Annotated in this window: 19 protein-coding genes; 13 read left to right on the forward strand and 6 right to left on the reverse strand. The window is 56.0% G+C overall.

The features are described 5' to 3' along the window. A complete protein-coding gene (gene carB / locus ACXAEW_RS19580; RefSeq protein WP_474942929.1) occupies positions 1–3,363 on the reverse strand; it encodes a carbamoyl-phosphate synthase large subunit in 3,363 nt (1,120 codons plus the stop codon). A 235-nt stretch (positions 3,364–3,598) separates the two neighbouring features. Here carB and ACXAEW_RS19585 point away from each other — a divergent pair, with 235 nt between their 5' ends. The 6 genes from ACXAEW_RS19585 (at position 3,599) to ACXAEW_RS19610 (ending at position 9,326) form a co-directional block, all read left to right on the forward strand. Further along, positions 3,599–4,708: an aminodeoxychorismate synthase component I gene (locus ACXAEW_RS19585; protein ID WP_474942930.1), complete on the forward strand. Its 1,110-nt coding sequence runs from the start codon at positions 3,599–3,601 to the stop codon at positions 4,706–4,708. Next, complete coding sequence (locus tag ACXAEW_RS19590) at positions 4,678–5,367, forward strand: aminotransferase class IV family protein (RefSeq protein WP_474942931.1); 690 nt, start codon at positions 4,678–4,680, stop codon at positions 5,365–5,367. Before ACXAEW_RS19585 ends, ACXAEW_RS19590 begins: the two co-directional genes overlap by 31 nt. A 160-nt stretch (positions 5,368–5,527) precedes the next feature. Continuing rightward, positions 5,528–6,169: a CPBP family intramembrane glutamic endopeptidase gene (locus ACXAEW_RS19595; RefSeq protein ID WP_474942932.1), complete on the forward strand. Its 642-nt coding sequence runs from the start codon at positions 5,528–5,530 to the stop codon at positions 6,167–6,169. 97 nt (positions 6,170–6,266) lie between these two features. Then, positions 6,267–8,066 carry an aspartate--tRNA ligase gene (gene aspS, locus ACXAEW_RS19600; protein WP_474942933.1) on the forward strand — a complete coding sequence of 600 codons (1,800 nt, stop codon included), beginning with the start codon at positions 6,267–6,269 and terminating at the stop codon, positions 8,064–8,066. A 146-nt stretch (positions 8,067–8,212) separates the two neighbouring features. Then, positions 8,213–8,422 (forward strand): thioredoxin family protein, encoded by a 210-nt coding sequence (locus ACXAEW_RS19605; protein WP_474943072.1) that lies wholly within the window; start codon positions 8,213–8,215, stop codon positions 8,420–8,422. A 208-nt stretch (positions 8,423–8,630) separates the two neighbouring features. Then, positions 8,631–9,326: a hypothetical protein gene (locus ACXAEW_RS19610; RefSeq protein WP_474942934.1), complete on the forward strand. Its 696-nt coding sequence runs from the start codon at positions 8,631–8,633 to the stop codon at positions 9,324–9,326. Positions 9,327–9,503: 177 nt separating this feature from the next. Here the strand turns inward: ACXAEW_RS19610 and ACXAEW_RS19615 are convergent, their stop codons facing one another. Next, positions 9,504–10,223 (reverse strand): response regulator, encoded by a 720-nt coding sequence (locus tag ACXAEW_RS19615; protein WP_474942935.1) that lies wholly within the window; start codon positions 10,221–10,223, stop codon positions 9,504–9,506. 209 nt (positions 10,224–10,432) lie between these two features. Here ACXAEW_RS19615 and mce point away from each other — a divergent pair, with 209 nt between their 5' ends. Beyond that, a complete protein-coding gene (gene mce, locus ACXAEW_RS19620; RefSeq protein WP_474942936.1) occupies positions 10,433–10,837 on the forward strand; it encodes a methylmalonyl-CoA epimerase in 405 nt (134 codons plus the stop codon). A gap of 100 nt (positions 10,838–10,937) precedes the next feature. Next, positions 10,938–11,213 (forward strand): DUF1467 family protein, encoded by a 276-nt coding sequence (locus ACXAEW_RS19625; RefSeq protein ID WP_474942937.1) that lies wholly within the window; start codon positions 10,938–10,940, stop codon positions 11,211–11,213. A 257-nt stretch (positions 11,214–11,470) separates the two neighbouring features. Here the strand turns inward: ACXAEW_RS19625 and ACXAEW_RS19630 are convergent, their stop codons facing one another. Both ACXAEW_RS19630 and ACXAEW_RS19635 read right to left on the reverse strand, forming a co-directional pair. Continuing rightward, positions 11,471–12,172: an EI24 domain-containing protein gene (locus ACXAEW_RS19630; protein ID WP_474942938.1), complete on the reverse strand. Its 702-nt coding sequence runs from the start codon at positions 12,170–12,172 to the stop codon at positions 11,471–11,473. A 34-nt stretch (positions 12,173–12,206) separates the two neighbouring features. Further along, positions 12,207–12,785 carry a nitroreductase family protein gene (locus ACXAEW_RS19635; protein ID WP_474942939.1) on the reverse strand — a complete coding sequence of 193 codons (579 nt, stop codon included), beginning with the start codon at positions 12,783–12,785 and terminating at the stop codon, positions 12,207–12,209. A 184-nt stretch (positions 12,786–12,969) separates the two neighbouring features. On the opposite strand from ACXAEW_RS19635, the gene ACXAEW_RS19640 reads away from it, so the two are divergent. Continuing rightward, entirely contained in the window at positions 12,970–13,248 is a 279-nt protein-coding gene (locus ACXAEW_RS19640; RefSeq protein WP_474942940.1) for a DUF167 domain-containing protein, read from the forward strand. A 27-nt stretch (positions 13,249–13,275) separates the two neighbouring features. Here ACXAEW_RS19640 and ACXAEW_RS19645 read toward each other — a convergent pair whose 3' ends face one another. Then, on the reverse strand, positions 13,276–13,521 hold the full coding sequence (locus ACXAEW_RS19645) for a hypothetical protein (protein WP_474942941.1): 246 nt from the start codon (positions 13,519–13,521) through the stop codon (positions 13,276–13,278). A 159-nt stretch (positions 13,522–13,680) separates the two neighbouring features. On the opposite strand from ACXAEW_RS19645, the gene ACXAEW_RS19650 reads away from it, so the two are divergent. The 4 genes from ACXAEW_RS19650 to ACXAEW_RS19665 all read left to right on the forward strand — a co-directional run bounded on the left by ACXAEW_RS19650 (position 13,681) and on the right by ACXAEW_RS19665 (position 15,671). Continuing rightward, complete coding sequence (locus ACXAEW_RS19650) at positions 13,681–14,382, forward strand: M48 family metalloprotease (RefSeq protein ID WP_474942942.1); 702 nt, start codon at positions 13,681–13,683, stop codon at positions 14,380–14,382. Continuing rightward, positions 14,382–14,768: a YigZ family protein gene (locus ACXAEW_RS19655; RefSeq protein ID WP_474942943.1), complete on the forward strand. Its 387-nt coding sequence runs from the start codon at positions 14,382–14,384 to the stop codon at positions 14,766–14,768. The genes ACXAEW_RS19650 and ACXAEW_RS19655 overlap by 1 nt, the downstream gene beginning before the upstream one ends. Positions 14,769–15,049: 281 nt before the next feature. Then, positions 15,050–15,346 (forward strand): DUF6455 family protein, encoded by a 297-nt coding sequence (locus tag ACXAEW_RS19660; RefSeq protein ID WP_474942944.1) that lies wholly within the window; start codon positions 15,050–15,052, stop codon positions 15,344–15,346. 1 nt (position 15,347) lies between these two features. Further along, positions 15,348–15,671, forward strand: coding sequence for a DUF6455 family protein (locus tag ACXAEW_RS19665; protein WP_474942945.1), 324 nt, complete (start codon positions 15,348–15,350; stop codon positions 15,669–15,671). 104 nt (positions 15,672–15,775) lie between these two features. Here ACXAEW_RS19665 and rimO read toward each other — a convergent pair whose 3' ends face one another. Next, on the reverse strand, positions 15,776–17,179 hold the full coding sequence (rimO, locus tag ACXAEW_RS19670) for a 30S ribosomal protein S12 methylthiotransferase RimO (RefSeq protein WP_474943073.1): 1,404 nt from the start codon (positions 17,177–17,179) through the stop codon (positions 15,776–15,778). Positions 17,180–17,286: the final 107 nt, after the last annotated feature.

Consider the following 17,286-nt stretch of genomic DNA (forward strand, 5'->3'; position numbering starts at 1 on the left):
TCAGCCTTGCAGGCTTTTGACTTCAACGTCCCCTTCGGCCTGCGCCTGGATTGCAAGAGCTGCGGCATGGGCGCCCGCAGCCGTGGTGAAATACGGGATCTTGCCATAAAGCGCGACCGAACGCATTTCCTTGCTATCCTCAACGGCCTGCGCACCTTCGGTTGTGTTCATCAGCAGATGAACCTTGCCGTCTTTCATCAGATCAACCACATGCGGGCGGCCCTCATAGACCTTGTTGACCAAAGCACAGGGCACGCCCTGACCGTCCAGCCAGGATTGGGTGCCACGGGTTGCGACCAGCTCGAAGCCCTGCCCCACCAGAACCTGCGCGGCCTCGACCATTTGCGGAGTCTTGTCGGCGTCTTTGATCGAAATGAAAGCGGTTCCAGACGACGGCAGTACCATGCCAGCACCCAGCTGCGCCTTGAGGAAGGCGCGCGCAAAGGAGCGATCCCAGCCCATAACTTCACCGGTGGAGCGCATTTCCGGCCCCAGAATGGTGTCAACGCCCGGGAAACGCGCAAAGGGCAGAACCGCTTCCTTGACCGAGAACCAAGGCATATCAGGGTCTGCCAGTGTCATCGCATCGGCAATCGGCGTGTTGACGTCATAGCCCGCATCTTCGCTGTAAGGCGCGCGCAGCGGGAAATTCGACAGGGGTTCACCGGCCATCAAACGGGCTGCGATCGACGCGATGGCGCTGTCGGTTGCCTTTGCAACAAACGGCACCGTGCGGGAGGCCCGCGGGTTTACCTCGATCAGGTAAATATCGCCATCTTTGATCGCAAACTGCACGTTCATCAGGCCAACAACATTCAGCGCCCGGGCCAGTTTGAACGTCTGTTCCTTGACCTCTTCGATCACCTCTTTGGAGAGCGAATACGGCGGCAGCGAGCAGGCCGAGTCACCAGAATGCACGCCAGCCTCTTCGATGTGCTGCATGATCCCCGCAACGTGGACAGCTTCGCCGTCACACAGCGCATCGACATCCAGTTCCACAGCACCAGCCAGATAGCTGTCGAGCAGAACAGGGCTGTCACCAGAGACCACAACCGCCTCGGCGATGTAGCGTTTCAGCTGATCCATATCGCGCACGATTTCCATCGCGCGCCCACCCAGAACATAAGACGGGCGGATTACCAGCGGGAAACCGATCACTTCGGCAATTTCCAGCGCTTGCGCATCGGTAGATGCGATGCCGTTTCGTGGCTGTTTCAGGCCGAGGTCATTGACCAGCGCTTGGAAGCGTTCGCGGTCTTCCGCCAAGTCGATTGCGTCCGGGCTGGTGCCGAGGATCGGAATGCCTTCCGCCTCCAATGCGTTCGCCAGTTTCAGAGGTGTCTGACCGCCGAACTGAACGATCACACCATGCAGGGTGCCGTTTTCCAGCTCGATACGCAGGATTTCCATCACGTGTTCGAATGTCAGTGGCTCAAAATACAGACGGTCCGAGGTGTCATAGTCGGTCGACACGGTCTCGGGGTTGCAGTTGATCATGATGGTTTCGTAACCGGTATCCGCCAGCGCGAAACACGCGTGACAGCAGCAGTAATCGAATTCGATCCCCTGCCCGATCCGGTTTGGACCGCCGCCCAGAACAACAACCTTCTTACGCTCGGAGGGGCGCGCCTCGCACTCGACCTCTCCCATCATAGGCGCTTCATAGGTGGAGTACATGTAAGGCGTCTGCGCCTCAAACTCAGCCGCGCAGGTGTCGATGCGTTTGAACACAGCTTTAACGCCCAAGTTCAGACGCGCACGGCGTACGTTGTCCTCGTCCCGGCCGGTCAGCGCACCAAGGCGCGCATCGGTGAAGCCGAGCATCTTGACAGCACGCAGCTCGTCTTCGCGCACAGGAAGGCCATTTTTGCGAATGTCGCGCTCTGCGTCCACGATCTCTCGGATACGGGCAAGGAACCACGGGTCAAAGCTGGTCACACCTTGGATTTCATCATCCGTCAGGCCGTGACGCATCGCCTGTGCAATGGTCCGCATACGGTCCGGGGTTTGCTGGCTGATCGCTTTGACAACGGCTGCTTTGTCACCTGCTGTCGCATCTTCCCAAAGACCAACAGACACACCTGGGATCTCAACCTCGTCAAACCCGGTGAGGCCGGATTCCATGGAGGCCAGCGCCTTTTGCAGCGATTCATGGATGGTCCGGCCAATCGCCATCGCTTCACCCACCGATTTCATCGCCGTGGTCAGATAGGGTTCAGAGCCCGGGAATTTCTCAAACGCGAATTTCGGGATCTTGGTGACGACATAATCGATCGAAGGCTCAAACGAGGCAGGCGTCACCTTGGTGATGTCATTGTCCAGCTCATCCAGAGTGTAACCGACCGCCAGTTTTGCAGCGATCTTGGCAATCGGGAAACCGGTCGCCTTGGACGCCAGCGCAGAAGACCGCGACACGCGCGGGTTCATCTCGATCACAACCATACGGCCGTCTTTTGGGTTCACCGCCCACTGAACGTTGGAACCGCCGGTTTCAACACCGATTTCGCGCAGTACCGCAATCGAGGCAGAGCGCATCATCTGATACTCTTTGTCGGTCAACGTCAGCGCCGGTGCCACCGTGATCGAGTCGCCGGTGTGCACGCCCATAGGATCGACGTTTTCAATGGAACAAACGATAATGGCGTTATCCGCTTTGTCGCGGACAACTTCCATCTCGTATTCTTTCCAGCCCAGCAGGCTTTCGTCGACCAGGATCTGGTTGACGGGCGATGCATCCATACCCGACCGGCAGAAGTGGATGTAATCCTCACGGTTGTAGGCCACGCCGCCACCGGTGCCGCCCAGAGTAAAGGCCGGGCGAATAATCGCAGGCAGACCAATGTCTTCCAACGCTTCAAGGGCGATCTGAACCCCTGCGTCCAGGTCTGCACTGCCGTTGTCGAGCTTCGGCGCAGTAACGATGGTCGCGCGCGGATTTTCCAGTCCCAAACGATCCATGGCTTCACGGAACAGCTTGCGGTCTTCAGCCATTTCAATCGCATCGCGTTTGGCGCCGATCATTTCAACGCCGAATTTCTCCAGCACACCCATTTCTTCGAGCGCAAGAGAGGTATTCAGACCGGTCTGCCCGCCCATGGTCGGCAACAGCGCATCGGGACGCTCTTTCTCGATGATCTTTGCCACGACCTCGGGGGTGATCGGTTCGATATAGGTTGCATCGGCCAAGCCCGGATCGGTCATGATCGTTGCAGGGTTGGAGTTCACCAGAATAACCCGGTAGCCTTCTTCGCGCAGGGCTTTACAGGCCTGGGCACCGGAATAGTCGAATTCGCAGGCCTGACCAATCACGATGGGGCCCGCCCCGATGATCATGATCGACTTGATGTCAGTTCTCTTTGGCATAGGCTGTACCCTTCGATGTTCCGCGCGCGATTATTATTGGTAACGAGTCGGGCGCACCACCAAGCGCCCAAATTGTCCTGCGTTATAGGCGGCAGCGCAAAAGGTTCAAGGGGGCCTGTGCGCTTTCTTGTCAGAAGGTTTGCCGTCCGTTTTACGATTGTGGAATGCCGCATTCTTTGCCTTCCCCCGTCAGGATTTTCACTATATCGCCGTTCTCATGAAAACGGCGAACAAATTGAAACTGAGGTTTGACGGTGGCCCTTTGACGGGAGGCACCCTGTTTGATGCGCCCAAGGACGTTTTCTGTGCTTGGGACGCAGAGGAGGTTCCGTCTGCTTTGGCAGCAGTTGACCAGGCACGCAGGGCCGGCGCCTGGATTGCCGGCTATACAACTTATGAGCTCGGGTATGTTCTGGAACCTCGCTTGCTGGCGTATTTGCCAAAAGAGCGCGCGCTGCCGCTGTTGCGCTTTGGTGCCTACGACGCTCCGCGCGCGCCTGAGACTTTGCCGCGCTCCGCAGGCGGGATTGGACCGCGAACCCTGCGCTGGAACACCAACCGTTACGCCCAAGCATTTGACGTCGTGAAACACAATATTGGCAAAGGGGATATCTACCAGGCCAATCTAACGTTTCCGATCGATGCAGAGGCCCAAAACACCCCTGAAGCGATTTATGCTGCGTTGACAGCTCAGCAGGCGGTTGGACACGGTGTTTTTGTGGAACAGGACGGGCTTCCCGCCCTGCTGTCCCGATCTCCGGAACTTTTCTTTAGAACTGCGACGGACGGGACCATCCAGACGCGACCGATGAAAGGCACCCAACCACGCAGCCCGGACCCCAAAGAAGACGCAGAGCGCAAAGGCTTTTTGTCAAAGGACGAAAAGAACCGCGCCGAAAACTTGATGATTGTTGACCTGCTGCGAAACGATATTTCCCGCATTGCGGAAACGGGTTCGGTGACTGTGCCGGAGCTTTTCCATGTCGAGACCTATGCAACGGTTCACCAGATGGTCTCGCTGGTCCAGGCTCGGTTGCGTCCGAATGCAGGGTTAGCTGAAATCTTCACTGCGCTTTATCCCTGCGGTTCGATCACCGGCGCTCCTAAAATCCGCGCTATGGAAATTCTGGCCGAGCTGGAACCCTGGCCACGAGAGATTTACTGCGGCACCATCGGATGGGCCGCGCCAGATGGTCGATCAGAGTTTAACGTCGCAATTAGAACCCTTATGGTGGATGGCGCGCGTGCCACATTTAATGTGGGGGGAGGCGTCGTCTGGGACAGCACAGCTGCATCAGAGTATGAGGAAGCCCTATGGAAAGCCCGGTTCGCGGATCTGAGCTGATAGGAAATGATCCAGACTTTCACCTGATCGAAACATTTGGCTTTTGTCCCGACACGGGCGTGGCGCGGCGCGCCTTTCATGCTGCCCGGCTTGGCCATTCTGCGCGGTTCTTTGGTATTCCTTTTGATCCAGCCAACATGCAGGCGATAATCGACACTCTACCGGGGGACACTCCGTTGAGATGCCGCCTGACCCTGGGGAGAGACGGCGCATTGGACCTTGAGACGGCTCCGATGCCAGCGGCGGCGACAGGCTGGCGCTTCGCCATTCACAGTACCAGGCTGACGGCAGCTGACCCGTTTTTGCGCCACAAAACCACGCGGCGCGCCCTTTACAATGCGGCCCGCAACTCATTGCCGCCCGGCGTTGATGAATGGCTGTTTCTGAACGAGCGCGGAGAGCTCTGTGAAGGGACCATCACAAACGTGATGATCTCTGGCAAGGATGGGACATATCTGACGCCCCCCCTGTCCTCTGGCTGTTTACCGGGGGTCTTCAGGGAAAGCTTGATACAGTCCGGACAGCTGCGCGAAGCGGTTTTGACGTTTCAGGACCTGCAAGATGCCAAATCGGTATTCTTTACCAATGCGTTGCGCGGAGCGGTCCCGGCCCAATGGTCGACCACATGCCAAATACGCATGGATCAGGACGGCAACTGATCCGACGCAGCCATCTTCGGACATTCCCTTCTGCGCGCATGGCCGCATGGTTCTTCAGCTGATGCGTTCCCAAAATCGTTACCTCTGGGCATTACAGCTTTGTCTTGCCGACTAATTTGATAAAGACGAATTAAACGCTCAGCTGGACACAGGCGAATAAATGACTGTTAAACAAAGACTAAGGCTTGAGTTTTTTCTGTTCTACCTGCTAACGCCCGCATTGATCGCTGTCTTCCTGCCGCCAACCCAAATGTTCCCGGCGCTCTTTGTTTTTACCGCTCTGGGGCTTCTGCTCCTTGTGGTGACGCCCAGATTTCACTGGTCACGCCTTTTGGACGGGGCGAGAAACTGGAAGGGGACAGAGTTTTTTGGTTTTACACTGTTCTGCATTCTTAGCTTCACCGCACTGACCTATGTCTTGCGCCCGGACGCAGCATTTTTGCTGCTGAAGGAACGGCCCGAGCTTTTGGCAATGATCTGGATCTTCTATCCCCTTGTGTCCGCACTGCCTCAGGAGCTTTTGTTTCGGGTTCTGTTCTTTCGCCGGTATCGTAGCATCCTGCCGCGGGGGGATCAGGCCAATGTGATAAATGCCGCCGTCTTCGCCTTTGCGCATTTGATGTATTGGAGCTGGATTGTGGCTCTGATCACATTTCTGGGCAGTTTTGTGTTCTCTCATGCCTACCGGGTGCGCGGCTCCTTCCTTTATACCGTTCTTCTCCACGCGATCGCCGGCAACATTCTTTTTACCGTTGGCATGGGGGCCTATTTCTATTCCGGCAATGTTGTACGCCCTTTTTGAACGGAATGCGCCCCACCCGGGCCGCTGTCCCTTGACTTTGCTGCTCAGGCACGCTTTCTCACCGCGACCATAGATGCCGTCCAAAGGGATGATGACCATGCACGCATATCGCAGCCATACCTGCGCCGACCTAAACAAATCCCACGTGGGAGAGACTGTCCGCCTTGCGGGCTGGGTCCATCGGATCCGAGATCACGGCGGTGTGCTGTTCATCGATTTGCGTGACCACTATGGCATGACACAGGTTCTCTGTGACCCGGACAGCCCGGTGTTCAATCAGATGGAAAAAGTCCGCTCTGAGTGGTGTATCCGTATCGACGGAAACGTGAAGGCGCGCGACGAGAGCCTGGTAAACGCCAAGATCCCGACGGGTGAGATCGAAGTTTTTGTGCGCGACCTTGAGGTTCTGGGTCAATCCGAAGAACTGCCCTTGATGGTGTTTGGCGATCAGGAATACCCGGAAGAGACACGCCTGCGCTATCGCTACCTCGACCTGCGTCGCGAGAAGATGCAGAACAACATGGTGCTGCGCTCCAATATGATCCAGTCGATCCGCAAGCGCATGTGGGACAAGGGCTTCAACGAATACCAGACCCCAATCATCACCGCATCCAGCCCCGAAGGCGCGCGCGACTTCCTCGTGCCCTCCCGTCTGCATCCGGGCAAATTCTACGCCCTGCCCCAGGCCCCCCAGCAGTTCAAACAGCTGATGATGGTGTCAGGCTTTGACAAGTACTTCCAGATCGCGCCTTGTTTCCGCGATGAGGACCCGCGCGCCGACCGGTCACCAACCGATTTCTACCAGCTCGACATGGAAATGTCCTTTGTCACCCAGCAGGATGTCTTTGACACCATCGCTCCAGTGATTGCAGGTGTGTTTGAAGAGTTCGGCAAAGGCCGCAAGGTCGACGCCGCCGAGGATTGGCCGAAGATCTCCTACAAGGATGCTGCCAAATGGTATGGCTCTGACAAACCCGACCTGCGCAACCCGATCAAGATGCAGGATTGTTCCGAACATTTCCGCGGGTCCGGTTTTGCCATCTTTGCCAAGCTCTTGGAGCAAGACGGCACCGAAGTGCGCGCCATCCCGGCGCCCAAAGGTGGGTCCCGCAAGTTCTGCGACCGTATGAACAAATTCGCGCAACAAGAAGGCCTGCCCGGCATGGGCTATATCTTCTGGCGCGATCAGGGCGATGGCATGGAAGCGGCCGGTCCTTTGGCGAAAAACATCGGCCCCGAACGCACCGAGGCGATCCGCCAGCAGCTTGGCCTTGAGGTCGGTGATGCGGCGTTCTTCCTGGGCGGCAAGCCCAAAGCGATTGAAGCCATCGCAGGCCGCGCCCGTAACGTTATCTGGGAAGAAACGCCCAAAGCACCGGAAGACGAAAACTGGCGTGACCGCTTTGCCTTTGCCTGGATCGTGGATTTCCCGATCTACGAGAAGGACGAGGAAACCGGCAAAATCGACTTTGAACACAACCCATTCTCCATGCCCCAAGGTGGTATGGATGCGCTGAACGGCGATCCGCTGGACGTGCGCGGCAACCAGTATGACCTGGCCTGTAACGGTTACGAGCTGGTGTCCGGCGCAATCCGGAACCACCGCCCGGAAATCATGTTCAAAGCCTTTGAAATCGCAGGCTATGGCAAAGACGAAGTGGAAAAACGCTTTGGTGGCATGGTCAACGCCTTCCAATACGGCGCCCCTCCCCACGGTGGTTGTGCGGCAGGTATCGACCGGATGGTAATGCTGCTGGCGGATGAAGCCAACATCCGCGAAGTCATCATGTTCCCGATGAACCAACGCGCCGAAGACTTGATGATGTCCGCCCCATCCGAGCCATTGGCCGAACAGTTGATGGAACTAAACTTGCGTGTCATTCCGCAGGATCAGTGATCCCAGTGAGGGTCTTTCTGAAACACACACAAAGGGCGGCCACACTGGCCGCCCTTTGTGCTGCGCTCTCCTGCCTGGCCGGTGGTAGCCTTTCAAGTACAAGCTTTAATGACAGCGGCATTGACTGGGTGTCGTATTAGACGGGCCTGAGCCGGGCCAAGATCGAAGGTAAACCGATCTACTTGCTCGTTCATGCCGACTGGTGCCCAACCTGTAAGGCGTTTCGAAAGGCATTTCACAACGCACGCATCGAACGGCTTGCACGAGAAATGGTTTTGTTATCGTCAACCAAGATCACGACGCAGCAACCAGTGCCGCATTTGCACCGGATGGCAATTATATACCCAGATCAATGATCCTGGACAAAGATGGCACGTTACGCACTGAATTCCGCGCAGCGCGCGGTGAATTTGAATATTTCATACAACCTGACAACCACCGCGATCTGGGACGTTTTTTGTCCCGGGCGCTGAAGCACATAAACGATTAATACCTGTCCACTGCGACCCATACGCAGCGAATCTTCTTCGCATACAAACGTCGCTCATTTCAGGGAAAAATAAATTGAAAACACTTTTTACGGCGATCGTCATTTTTTGGCTCTCCAGCTGGGTACCAACTGGCCAGGGCATTACTATACCGCTTATTTTAGCCACCCTACCGCTTGTTTTAGCCACCCTCACTCTGCTAGTGCAGCTGGGCACGGCGCGCGTCCAACATCGTCTGTGGCCCGAACGTCTGTTGAACTTATGCTCCGTGTTTTTGGTGCTAACAATGGTTCCGTTCGGTTTGCTTGGTTTCTATTTTAGCATCGACGCAGCAGTTGAAATCAGTTTGTTCTGGCTTCTCGGCTCTTTTTCTTATGTTCGGCTAGTGGTTGGGATCTTACGGGCCCAACGTGGGGAGACAAGCCGTGCAGTGGTGTATGCGGGTGTGCTGACCAGCTTGGCCGTGTGGTCCTGGGTCTCGGCTTTTGCCCTTTATGCCCACCGTGGTGTCGATCTTGAAGGCCGTTTCAGCTGCATCCTCAAACCAGTTGGGGATAAATACAGCGAGGGCTTGAATTCGGTCTGGGATATGCGCCTACCGGTCTTTGCCTCCTTCATGCACAGCGAACACGATAACTTCTATCTCTTCCACGCGGTGATGTTTGTGCCCGGTCACGTGCCCGAACACTATAATTGGTCAAAACGTCATCTGCGATTTGAACCGATTGATCCCGCCGACCAGGATGCGTTTCTGCCGCGAATCTGTCTTTGAAGCGTGGCAGATGGACCGCGCCCGTTAAGGGGAATTCGTTGGCGCGCTGACAATTTTCGCTCCACGCAGGGTCAGCGCCGTACTTTGGCGCGTTCTATCTGACGCGCTGACAGGCGAGCCTGTAGCGCAAGCACAATGATCAGTGTGGCGCTGGCAACAAGAATTGTCTCTATCATGTCAGATTGCGACCCGTTTTTCCAAGCGATCCTGAACCAAGCCAGCGATCAGAGCGGTTGCATGGCCCAATGGCTGTCCGCTGGCACGGGCAGCCGCGAGACCGGAAGCCGCATCCGCCAACGCACCGTCGCCAATACTGCGCGCCACGCCCCCGACAAATTGCGCGACATAATCGAGACTTTTGCCGTCTTCACCCTCGCACAGAATATCCGCCGCATGGGCAAGGTCGTCCTGAAAAGCCAACAGATCCGGCTCTACAGCTTCATCCGACAAAACGGATGGACCGCGTTGCTGCCAGTCCGCGGGCAGATGCCGCAGAACTTGTCCCTGAAACTCACCCAGAGTTGCGATGGGTTTTTGCAGGAAACCATCCGCGCCGGCATTGAGCGCTTCTTCCTCGCGCCCCAAATCACCTGATGTGCCCAGCACAACGCCCACGCGCGGTGTGGCTTCGACACATTCCGTAATCAGGTCGATACCGCTGCCATCAGGCAGACCTAGATCCACGATCACCGCAGAGGGACGATAAGCCTGAAGATGGCGGCGGGCTGATTTCAGACAATCCGCACGTCGAATTCGTGCGCCGCTTCGCAGGCAAAGCAGGCGCATTGCCTCGCAGGCAAAACGGCTGTCTTCAACGACCAATACAGTAAGCCCCAGCAAAGGACGACGCGAGGTCGGCAGACGCTGGGAGGCGGCAAAGAGTTCCGAATCTTCCATAGCTTTACATGCTCCAGGACGAATGTGTTCCGAATCGAGGCTAGGAAAACGAGGCTAATTAGAAGTTAACTACGCCCTCAATTTTAGAAGCTTTGCGACCTTGGTTGCAAAAGCGGATGTGTCGCACTTGTTTTGCTGCGATGCGGCGCGCATAAACATCCCCACTTAAAAACATCTACTGAGACCATTGTGACAGGAGGAGGAAGCACATGATTGGACGTTTGAACCACGTTGCAATTGCCGTTCCAGATCTGGAAGCCGCGGCAGACCAATACCGCAACGCACTGGGTGCCACGGTTGGTGCCCCCCAGGATGAACCCGATCACGGAGTGACGGTGATCTTCATCGAATTGCCAAACACCAAGATCGAGCTTTTGTATCCGCTGGGTGAGGACTCGCCCATTAACGGCTTTTTGGAGAAAAACCCGGCAGGTGGCATTCACCACGTGTGTTATGAGGTCGAAGACATTCTGGCCGCACGCGATCATCTGAAAGAACAGGGTGCCCGCGTCCTTGGCAGTGGTGAGCCGAAAATTGGCGCGCATGGCAAACCCGTCCTTTTCCTGCACCCCAAAGATTTCAACGGTTGTCTGGTTGAACTCGAAGAAGTGTGACAGGATAGGCGCTGCGCCCGGCCAATCTGCATACCGGGCGCAGACCGCATCTGTCCGATGTGGATGCGCAACGCAAGGACCAATTAAGTGAGGGTATCAAATGGGGATTACATCTGGGCTGGTGCTCTATGCCGTGATCTGGTTCATGACCTTCCTGATCATCATTCCGATCCGCATTGAAACCCAAGGGGACCGTGGAGAGATTGTTCCAGGCACGCATGCCGGCGCCCCGGAGCAGCATCATCTCAAAGCCAAGGCGCTGATTACAACGGGTGTGGCAGTTGTTATCTGGGCGATTATTGCCACCATCATCCTGTCTGGTGTCATCTCGGTCAATGATTTCGACTGGTTCGACCGTATTCCTGACCCACAATAGCCTGCCCATCTAAGCCGCTGCTTGTAATTGCCGGAAGGGGTTGGCGGCCCTGCTGGAGGAGGGCCGCCGTGCGAGTGTGAGGGCGCCGGGAATGAGCGCAAAAGCGCCCCCGCACTTGAGAGCATAGAAACAAATTCTTACCTCTGCCCAGTCAAAGCGCCGTTTACGATGGCATCTGCCTGCCAAGGTGATGAATTTCCGCGCATTCCTGGCATTGCAGCCAATTCACGCGCCATTTGGAAAACCCGCGTGGCCACCTATGCCGACGCCGCGCGGTTGTTCAGACGATGAAAGACATGGGTGAAGGTTGCCGCGCCCAAGATCGGGATCACCAGATTCACAAAGGGAACTGACAGCGGAATGGCCATCAGCCCTCCGGCCAACCAAACAGTGGCTGCATGTTTGGACCGCAATGCCCGCGCTGCCGTGATGCCTATTCTGCGACTTGCAACCAATGTAAAATACTCTCGTCCAAGCAGGAAACCGTTCAACGCCCAAAAGATAAAAGGCGCAGCAGGCGCAAACAGCAGATAGAGTACAAGCGCCAGCAAATTTGCAAAGATCAACACACCCAGGAAATTGACTGTGTCCTTGAGTGCAACCCAGATTGGCACGGGCTCGGCTTTGGGCAAATGTGGATAATGGCGATCTTCCACGGCCTGCGCCACATCCTCAAGAAACATCGACGTTATTGCAGAGGCGACCGGAACCATCAGCACCGACGACAACAGGATCATCACAAGAAGAGACCCCCACGACAGCAGATCGTCAACCCAGGCAACCTGCCCGACCAAGGGCAACGTTGTTTCGGATCCAACCAAAGCATTGATACCGAAAAAGATCAGCGCGTAAGCCCCAAAAAGCAGAGCCATGGTCAAGCCGATGCCTTTCAGCAGCACATGCCGAAACCGTGGGTCCCCAAGCTGCGCCAGCGCTTTAAAAAACGAATCTAGGATCATCTTGACACCCAGTCTTTGTAACGTGCCAAGGCGATTACGCGCTAAGCCAGGTCGTGATTTCTGACAGATCCGGGCGCGGACGCTCAGGCGGGCGAGAACCTTCGGTTGCGATATGGACAATCCCGGCAATGCTTTCGTTGTCATCCAGACCAAAGGCTTCTTTGCAGAAAGAGCGGTCGTGACTTACCCATCCGGACAGCCAGTTTGCCCCCCAGCCTGACGCAAGTGCAGCATTCAGAAGCGACAGGCACGCAGCTCCGGCAGCATAGGTCTGTTCAATAGCCGGGATCTTGGGGGACGATGTCTGTACTTCGACCACGACAACGGCAAGATGTCCCAGATCGAACTGGCTGCGCCCCTTGGCGATATCCTCTTCGGACTTCCCCAGCCGCCTGCCGGTTTCAACCGTCAATTCCGCCAACCGCAGCATCGAGCCTTTTTCCACAACAATAAAACGCCAGGGCACCAACATACCGTGATCCGGAGTACGCGCGGCGGCAGTCAGTATAGGTTCCAGCTCCTCCCGGCTTGGCGCAGGTTCGACCAGGGTCTTCGCGGGTCGGGAGCGGCGGCTCAGCAGGAATTCAAGGGCGGCGTCATTTCGGGTGCTCATATGTGAAACCTCTTTACATGGGCCTAGCCTATGTCTGTTGTCACAGGCTGAAGTTCAAGGGACAATCCCGACCGGGCTTAGGTTTCGCTGGGGTTTACAAGTGGGTTTCCCCCTGTCGGCCTTGCATGTATTGGCATTTCCAGTCAAGCATCGGCGCTTCACAGCCAACCAAAAAGAAGACCCAATGGGCAAACCAAAGAAAAAAGATCTTCCGGACCTTTCTCATCTCGCCTTGGAGGGTCAGGAAATTGCTGTGCGTGTGACCCCAAAGGCCGGGCGAAACAGCATAACAATTGCAGAGCCTGCGCTGAAAATCAGTGTGACTGAGGCTCCGGAAAACGGCAAAGCCACCGAAGCTGTGCGCGCTATGCTGGCCACCGCTTTGGGACTGGCGCCATCGCGGCTTGTGCTCATTCGCGGCGCCACAGCCCGGGACAAGCTGTTCCGCGTCACATCGTCATAAGATCACAGGAATGAACGGTCAGTTGTCTCAACTGTCGCCATCATCATGGACCAGACGATAGATCCCTTCGGGCAGATCCAACGCAGCTGCCAAGTCCCGGACCTGTGCATGGCTTAATGAAATCCGCACCACCCTGTCGGTGGTCACATCCACCTGTTCAACAGTGACACATTCCGAAAACGCATTGACGATCACATCCTCTTGAAGCGGGGTCTCCCCCTCATCGACCAGGGTAATAACGGTGGAGTCGAATTCATGTTCTATTGTAAACATATGGCCAGCTTGCCATGCGCCCTCAAGACTGGCAAGCCAAAGCAATGTGACAAGCCGTAAAGACAACAAAAGATGACATCGCATGCGTAGCGATTGATACTCACCGCCGGGACGGGTTAAGATCTCCGCTGAAATCCTGTATCGGGAAAAGGACAAAAAATGCGCCGTATCTTGATGTTAGTGGCCCTTCTTTCAGTCGCTGCATGTGATGTTGCCATCGAACAGCCCAGTGTCGTCAACGCGTCGCAAACCAGTGCGGCACGTGGAATAAGCCGTGCGGATTTCTCTTCCGTTCAATCGGTTGTGGAACCCGTAGCGGAACGAGAATGCCGCAACCGGACAACCCAACTGAACTGCGATTTTCTGGTCACCATCGACCCGGACCGCTCTGCCCCGCCCAATGCTTTTCAAACCCTGGACAAAAGCGGCCGTCCCCGGATCGTCTTCACGCAGGCAATGCTGCGCCAATTGGACAACCGCGACGAGCTGGCTTTTGTTATGTCTCACGAAGCGGCCCATCACATTCGCAACCACCTGGAACGTCAGCGTGAGAATGCCCTTTCAGGTGCTATAATTCTTGCCGGTCTGGCAACGCTTGCCGGCGGCACAGCCGCTGATATCGCACATGCCCAAGACCTGGGGGCCACAGTCGGCGCGCGTGGCTATTCCAAAGAGTTCGAGCTGGAAGCGGATGAACTGGGCACCATCATTACTCATAAGGCGGGGTTTCGCCCAAGTGTTGGCGTTAAATTCTTCTATCGCCTGCCGGATCCAGGCGATCGCTTCTTGGGCAGCCACCCATCGAACCCGGATCGTATTCACGTTGTCGAGGCGACCATTCGCAAATACGGTCTGAATTAATGGGAGCCTCCCCGCAAAGTGAGTTGCCCAGCCTGCACAAACTAGGCGTGATCCTGACTGACCGGGGAAGCAAATATGCCGTCAGCGGCGCCGCGGTTCAGTCACGCGCCGAAGTTGATGCGGTTCTTGCTGAATTGAAATCAGAGCGCGCATATGCAAAAGCGACCCATAATACCTGGGCTGCGGTCCTGCCTACTGGCGGCCTCAAAGCGGACGACGGAGAAAGCGGCGCGGGCATGGTAATCCTGCGCATGATGGAACGCGAAGCTCTGACAAATCACGTGATCATCGTTACCCGCTGGTATGGCGGCAAGAAGCTCGGCGGCGACCGTTTCCGTCGGGTACAGGATGCAACCCGTGCCTATTTCGAAACCCTACACACGTGAGCCCATTCGCCTCAGTCTGGCGTTTCAGGCAATGATCGTCCCTCTGCCGTCAGGGGTTCGCAGCCGAGCCTGCAACATTTTTAACAAAATGCCGCAGTTTTCCCGGGGTAACCTTGGTACAGAAGCCGCCTGAAAACCAAATCCAAAACACTGAAAATAAAAGACGTTCATCTATAAGCGTATTTCAGATCCAGCTTTGTGTGTTTTGATTGATGTAAATCAAGAACGAGGTGCAGATCCTTTGCTAGGGGATAGTAAGACGCTATCAAAGGAGTATCTGGATGACAGAAACGGCCAAGATAAAGAAGCACGCGCGCCTGTTTGATCGTATGGGCAAAGCTGTGGGTCTGGACCTCCAAGAAGAGGCAATTGCCGGTCGTCTTCAGTTCGATGAGATAGCAGAAGCCGTTCTACGCTGCAGCCGCTGCGGCGCGGCCGGTGCCTGCCAAAGGTGGTTGGCCAAATGCGACGCGGTTGGCGAAAATGGAGATGCAGCGCTGCGCAATGCAATGGGTGACTGCCCACCCGACTACTGCCGCAACGCAGATCTGTTCTCTTATTTGCAGCAGGCAGGCTGACATGGGCAAAGCAAAATTGAAACCTTCCGATGATGACCAACGCCAGGGTCCGCATGGTCAGGTTTACCGGCACATGTGGATGACAAAAGAAGTTGCTTCCTCAGTTGGGGCGGACCTTAGCGCGGCGATGCATAGCGGAGCATTGGACCCGCGCAGCTATTCTCAGCTTGTTACCAAATGCCGCGGCTCCGGTTGTGATCGGGCCTGTGCCTTGCATCTTTCGACTTTGAAGAACGGTAAACAACAGGCGGTGCAAGACTTTTGCCCTAACAAAGAAGTTCTTGATCAAATCGCCAAACTTCAGCGAGACACGCAAGACAAATAGCCTGTTTGTTCAGGCTGTTTGGCGATCACTGGGTCACACGGGTGGTTTAAAACAAAACCACAGGATCATCGACTTCAGCAACGCTGACAGATTTGTAAGGGCGCCTATTTGAGACGTCCCCACAAGTCGTACTCCCCGGCCTCATCAATTTCGACAACCACCAGATCACCAACTGACAGGCTGTCGGTGCCTTCATCAATAAACAGATTACCGTCGATCTCGGGCGCGTCGGCTTTGGTCCGGCATGTTGCAACGCCGTCCTCGTCGATCTCATCCACAATCACCTGCAGTTTTTGCCCCACTTTGGATGCAAGCTTTGCCTCGGAAATGGCCTGAGCTGTCTCCATGAACCGCTCCCAGCGATCCTGTTTGACCTCTTCAGACACATGATCCGGCAGCTCGTTCGACCGCGCGCCATCCACGTTTTCGTATTTGAAGCACCCCACCCGGTCGAGCTGCGCCTCTTGCATCCAATCCAGAAGGTGCTGGAATTCATCCTCGGTTTCACCGGGGTATCCCACAATGAAGGTGGAGCGCAGGGTGATGTCGGGGCAGATTTCACGCCATGCCCGGATTTCATCCAACGTCCTGGCCGCAGCAGCAGGACGCGCCATCCGTTTCAGGACATTTGGGTGGGCATGCTGAAACGGAATGTCCAGGTAAGGCAGCAGCGCGTTGTTAGGGTCGGCCATCAGCGGGATCAACTCGCGCACATGCGGATAGGGGTATACGTAGTGCAACCGCACCCACAGCTCGTCCGCCGGAGCAAGTTTACCCAATTCGCGAGAAAGATCCTGAATGTGGCTGCGCACCTCGCCTTCTTTCCAGGGATGCGGTGAATACTTCCGGTCCAAGCCATAAGCCGATGTGTCCTGGCTGATAACCAGCAGTTCACGCACGCCTGCATCGACCAGTTTCTCAGCTTCGCGCAGGACTGCATGTGCCGGACGCGAGGCTAGTTTACCCCGCATATCCGGGATGATGCAGAATTTGCACTTGTGGTTACAGCCCTCTGAGATCTTCAAATAGCTGAAATGGCGCGGGGTGAGCTTCACCCCGGACGCAGGCAAAAGATCAACAAAGGGATCCGGGCTCGGCGGTACTGCTTTATGCACAGCGTCCAAAACCTGTTCGTACTGATGCGGCCCGGTGACTGCCAGAATACGCGGGTGGTGTTCGCGAATGTAATCAGGCTCCGCTCCCAGACACCCTGTTACGATCACCTTGCCATTTTCCTTGAGCGCTTCGCCAATCGCATCCAGGCTTTCTGCCTTTGCACTGTCGAGAAAACCACATGTGTTCACGATCACCGCATCCGCTCCCGCGTAATCAGGAGAGATCCCATATCCTTCGGCTCGCAAACGGGTCAGGATACGTTCGCTGTCAACCAAAGCCTTGGGGCATCCAAGAGATACCATGCCCAACGTGGGCTGCCCGTCGCGCGGTGCGTCGGTCAAGGTGGGTTTGGGAGCGAGGTCGGGGCGAAGTTCTGGCGGATTGCTGGTCATGGGCGCGCGTATAATACGCATCGCTCAACATGGGAATGGATCATTTTTCAACGCCGCTCTGCAAAATCCACCTAACGGTCTAGACCAAGAGCCATGGCTGTTTGGAT

The sequence above is a fragment of the Epibacterium sp. ABZ3_068 genome (genome assembly GCF_056159265.1).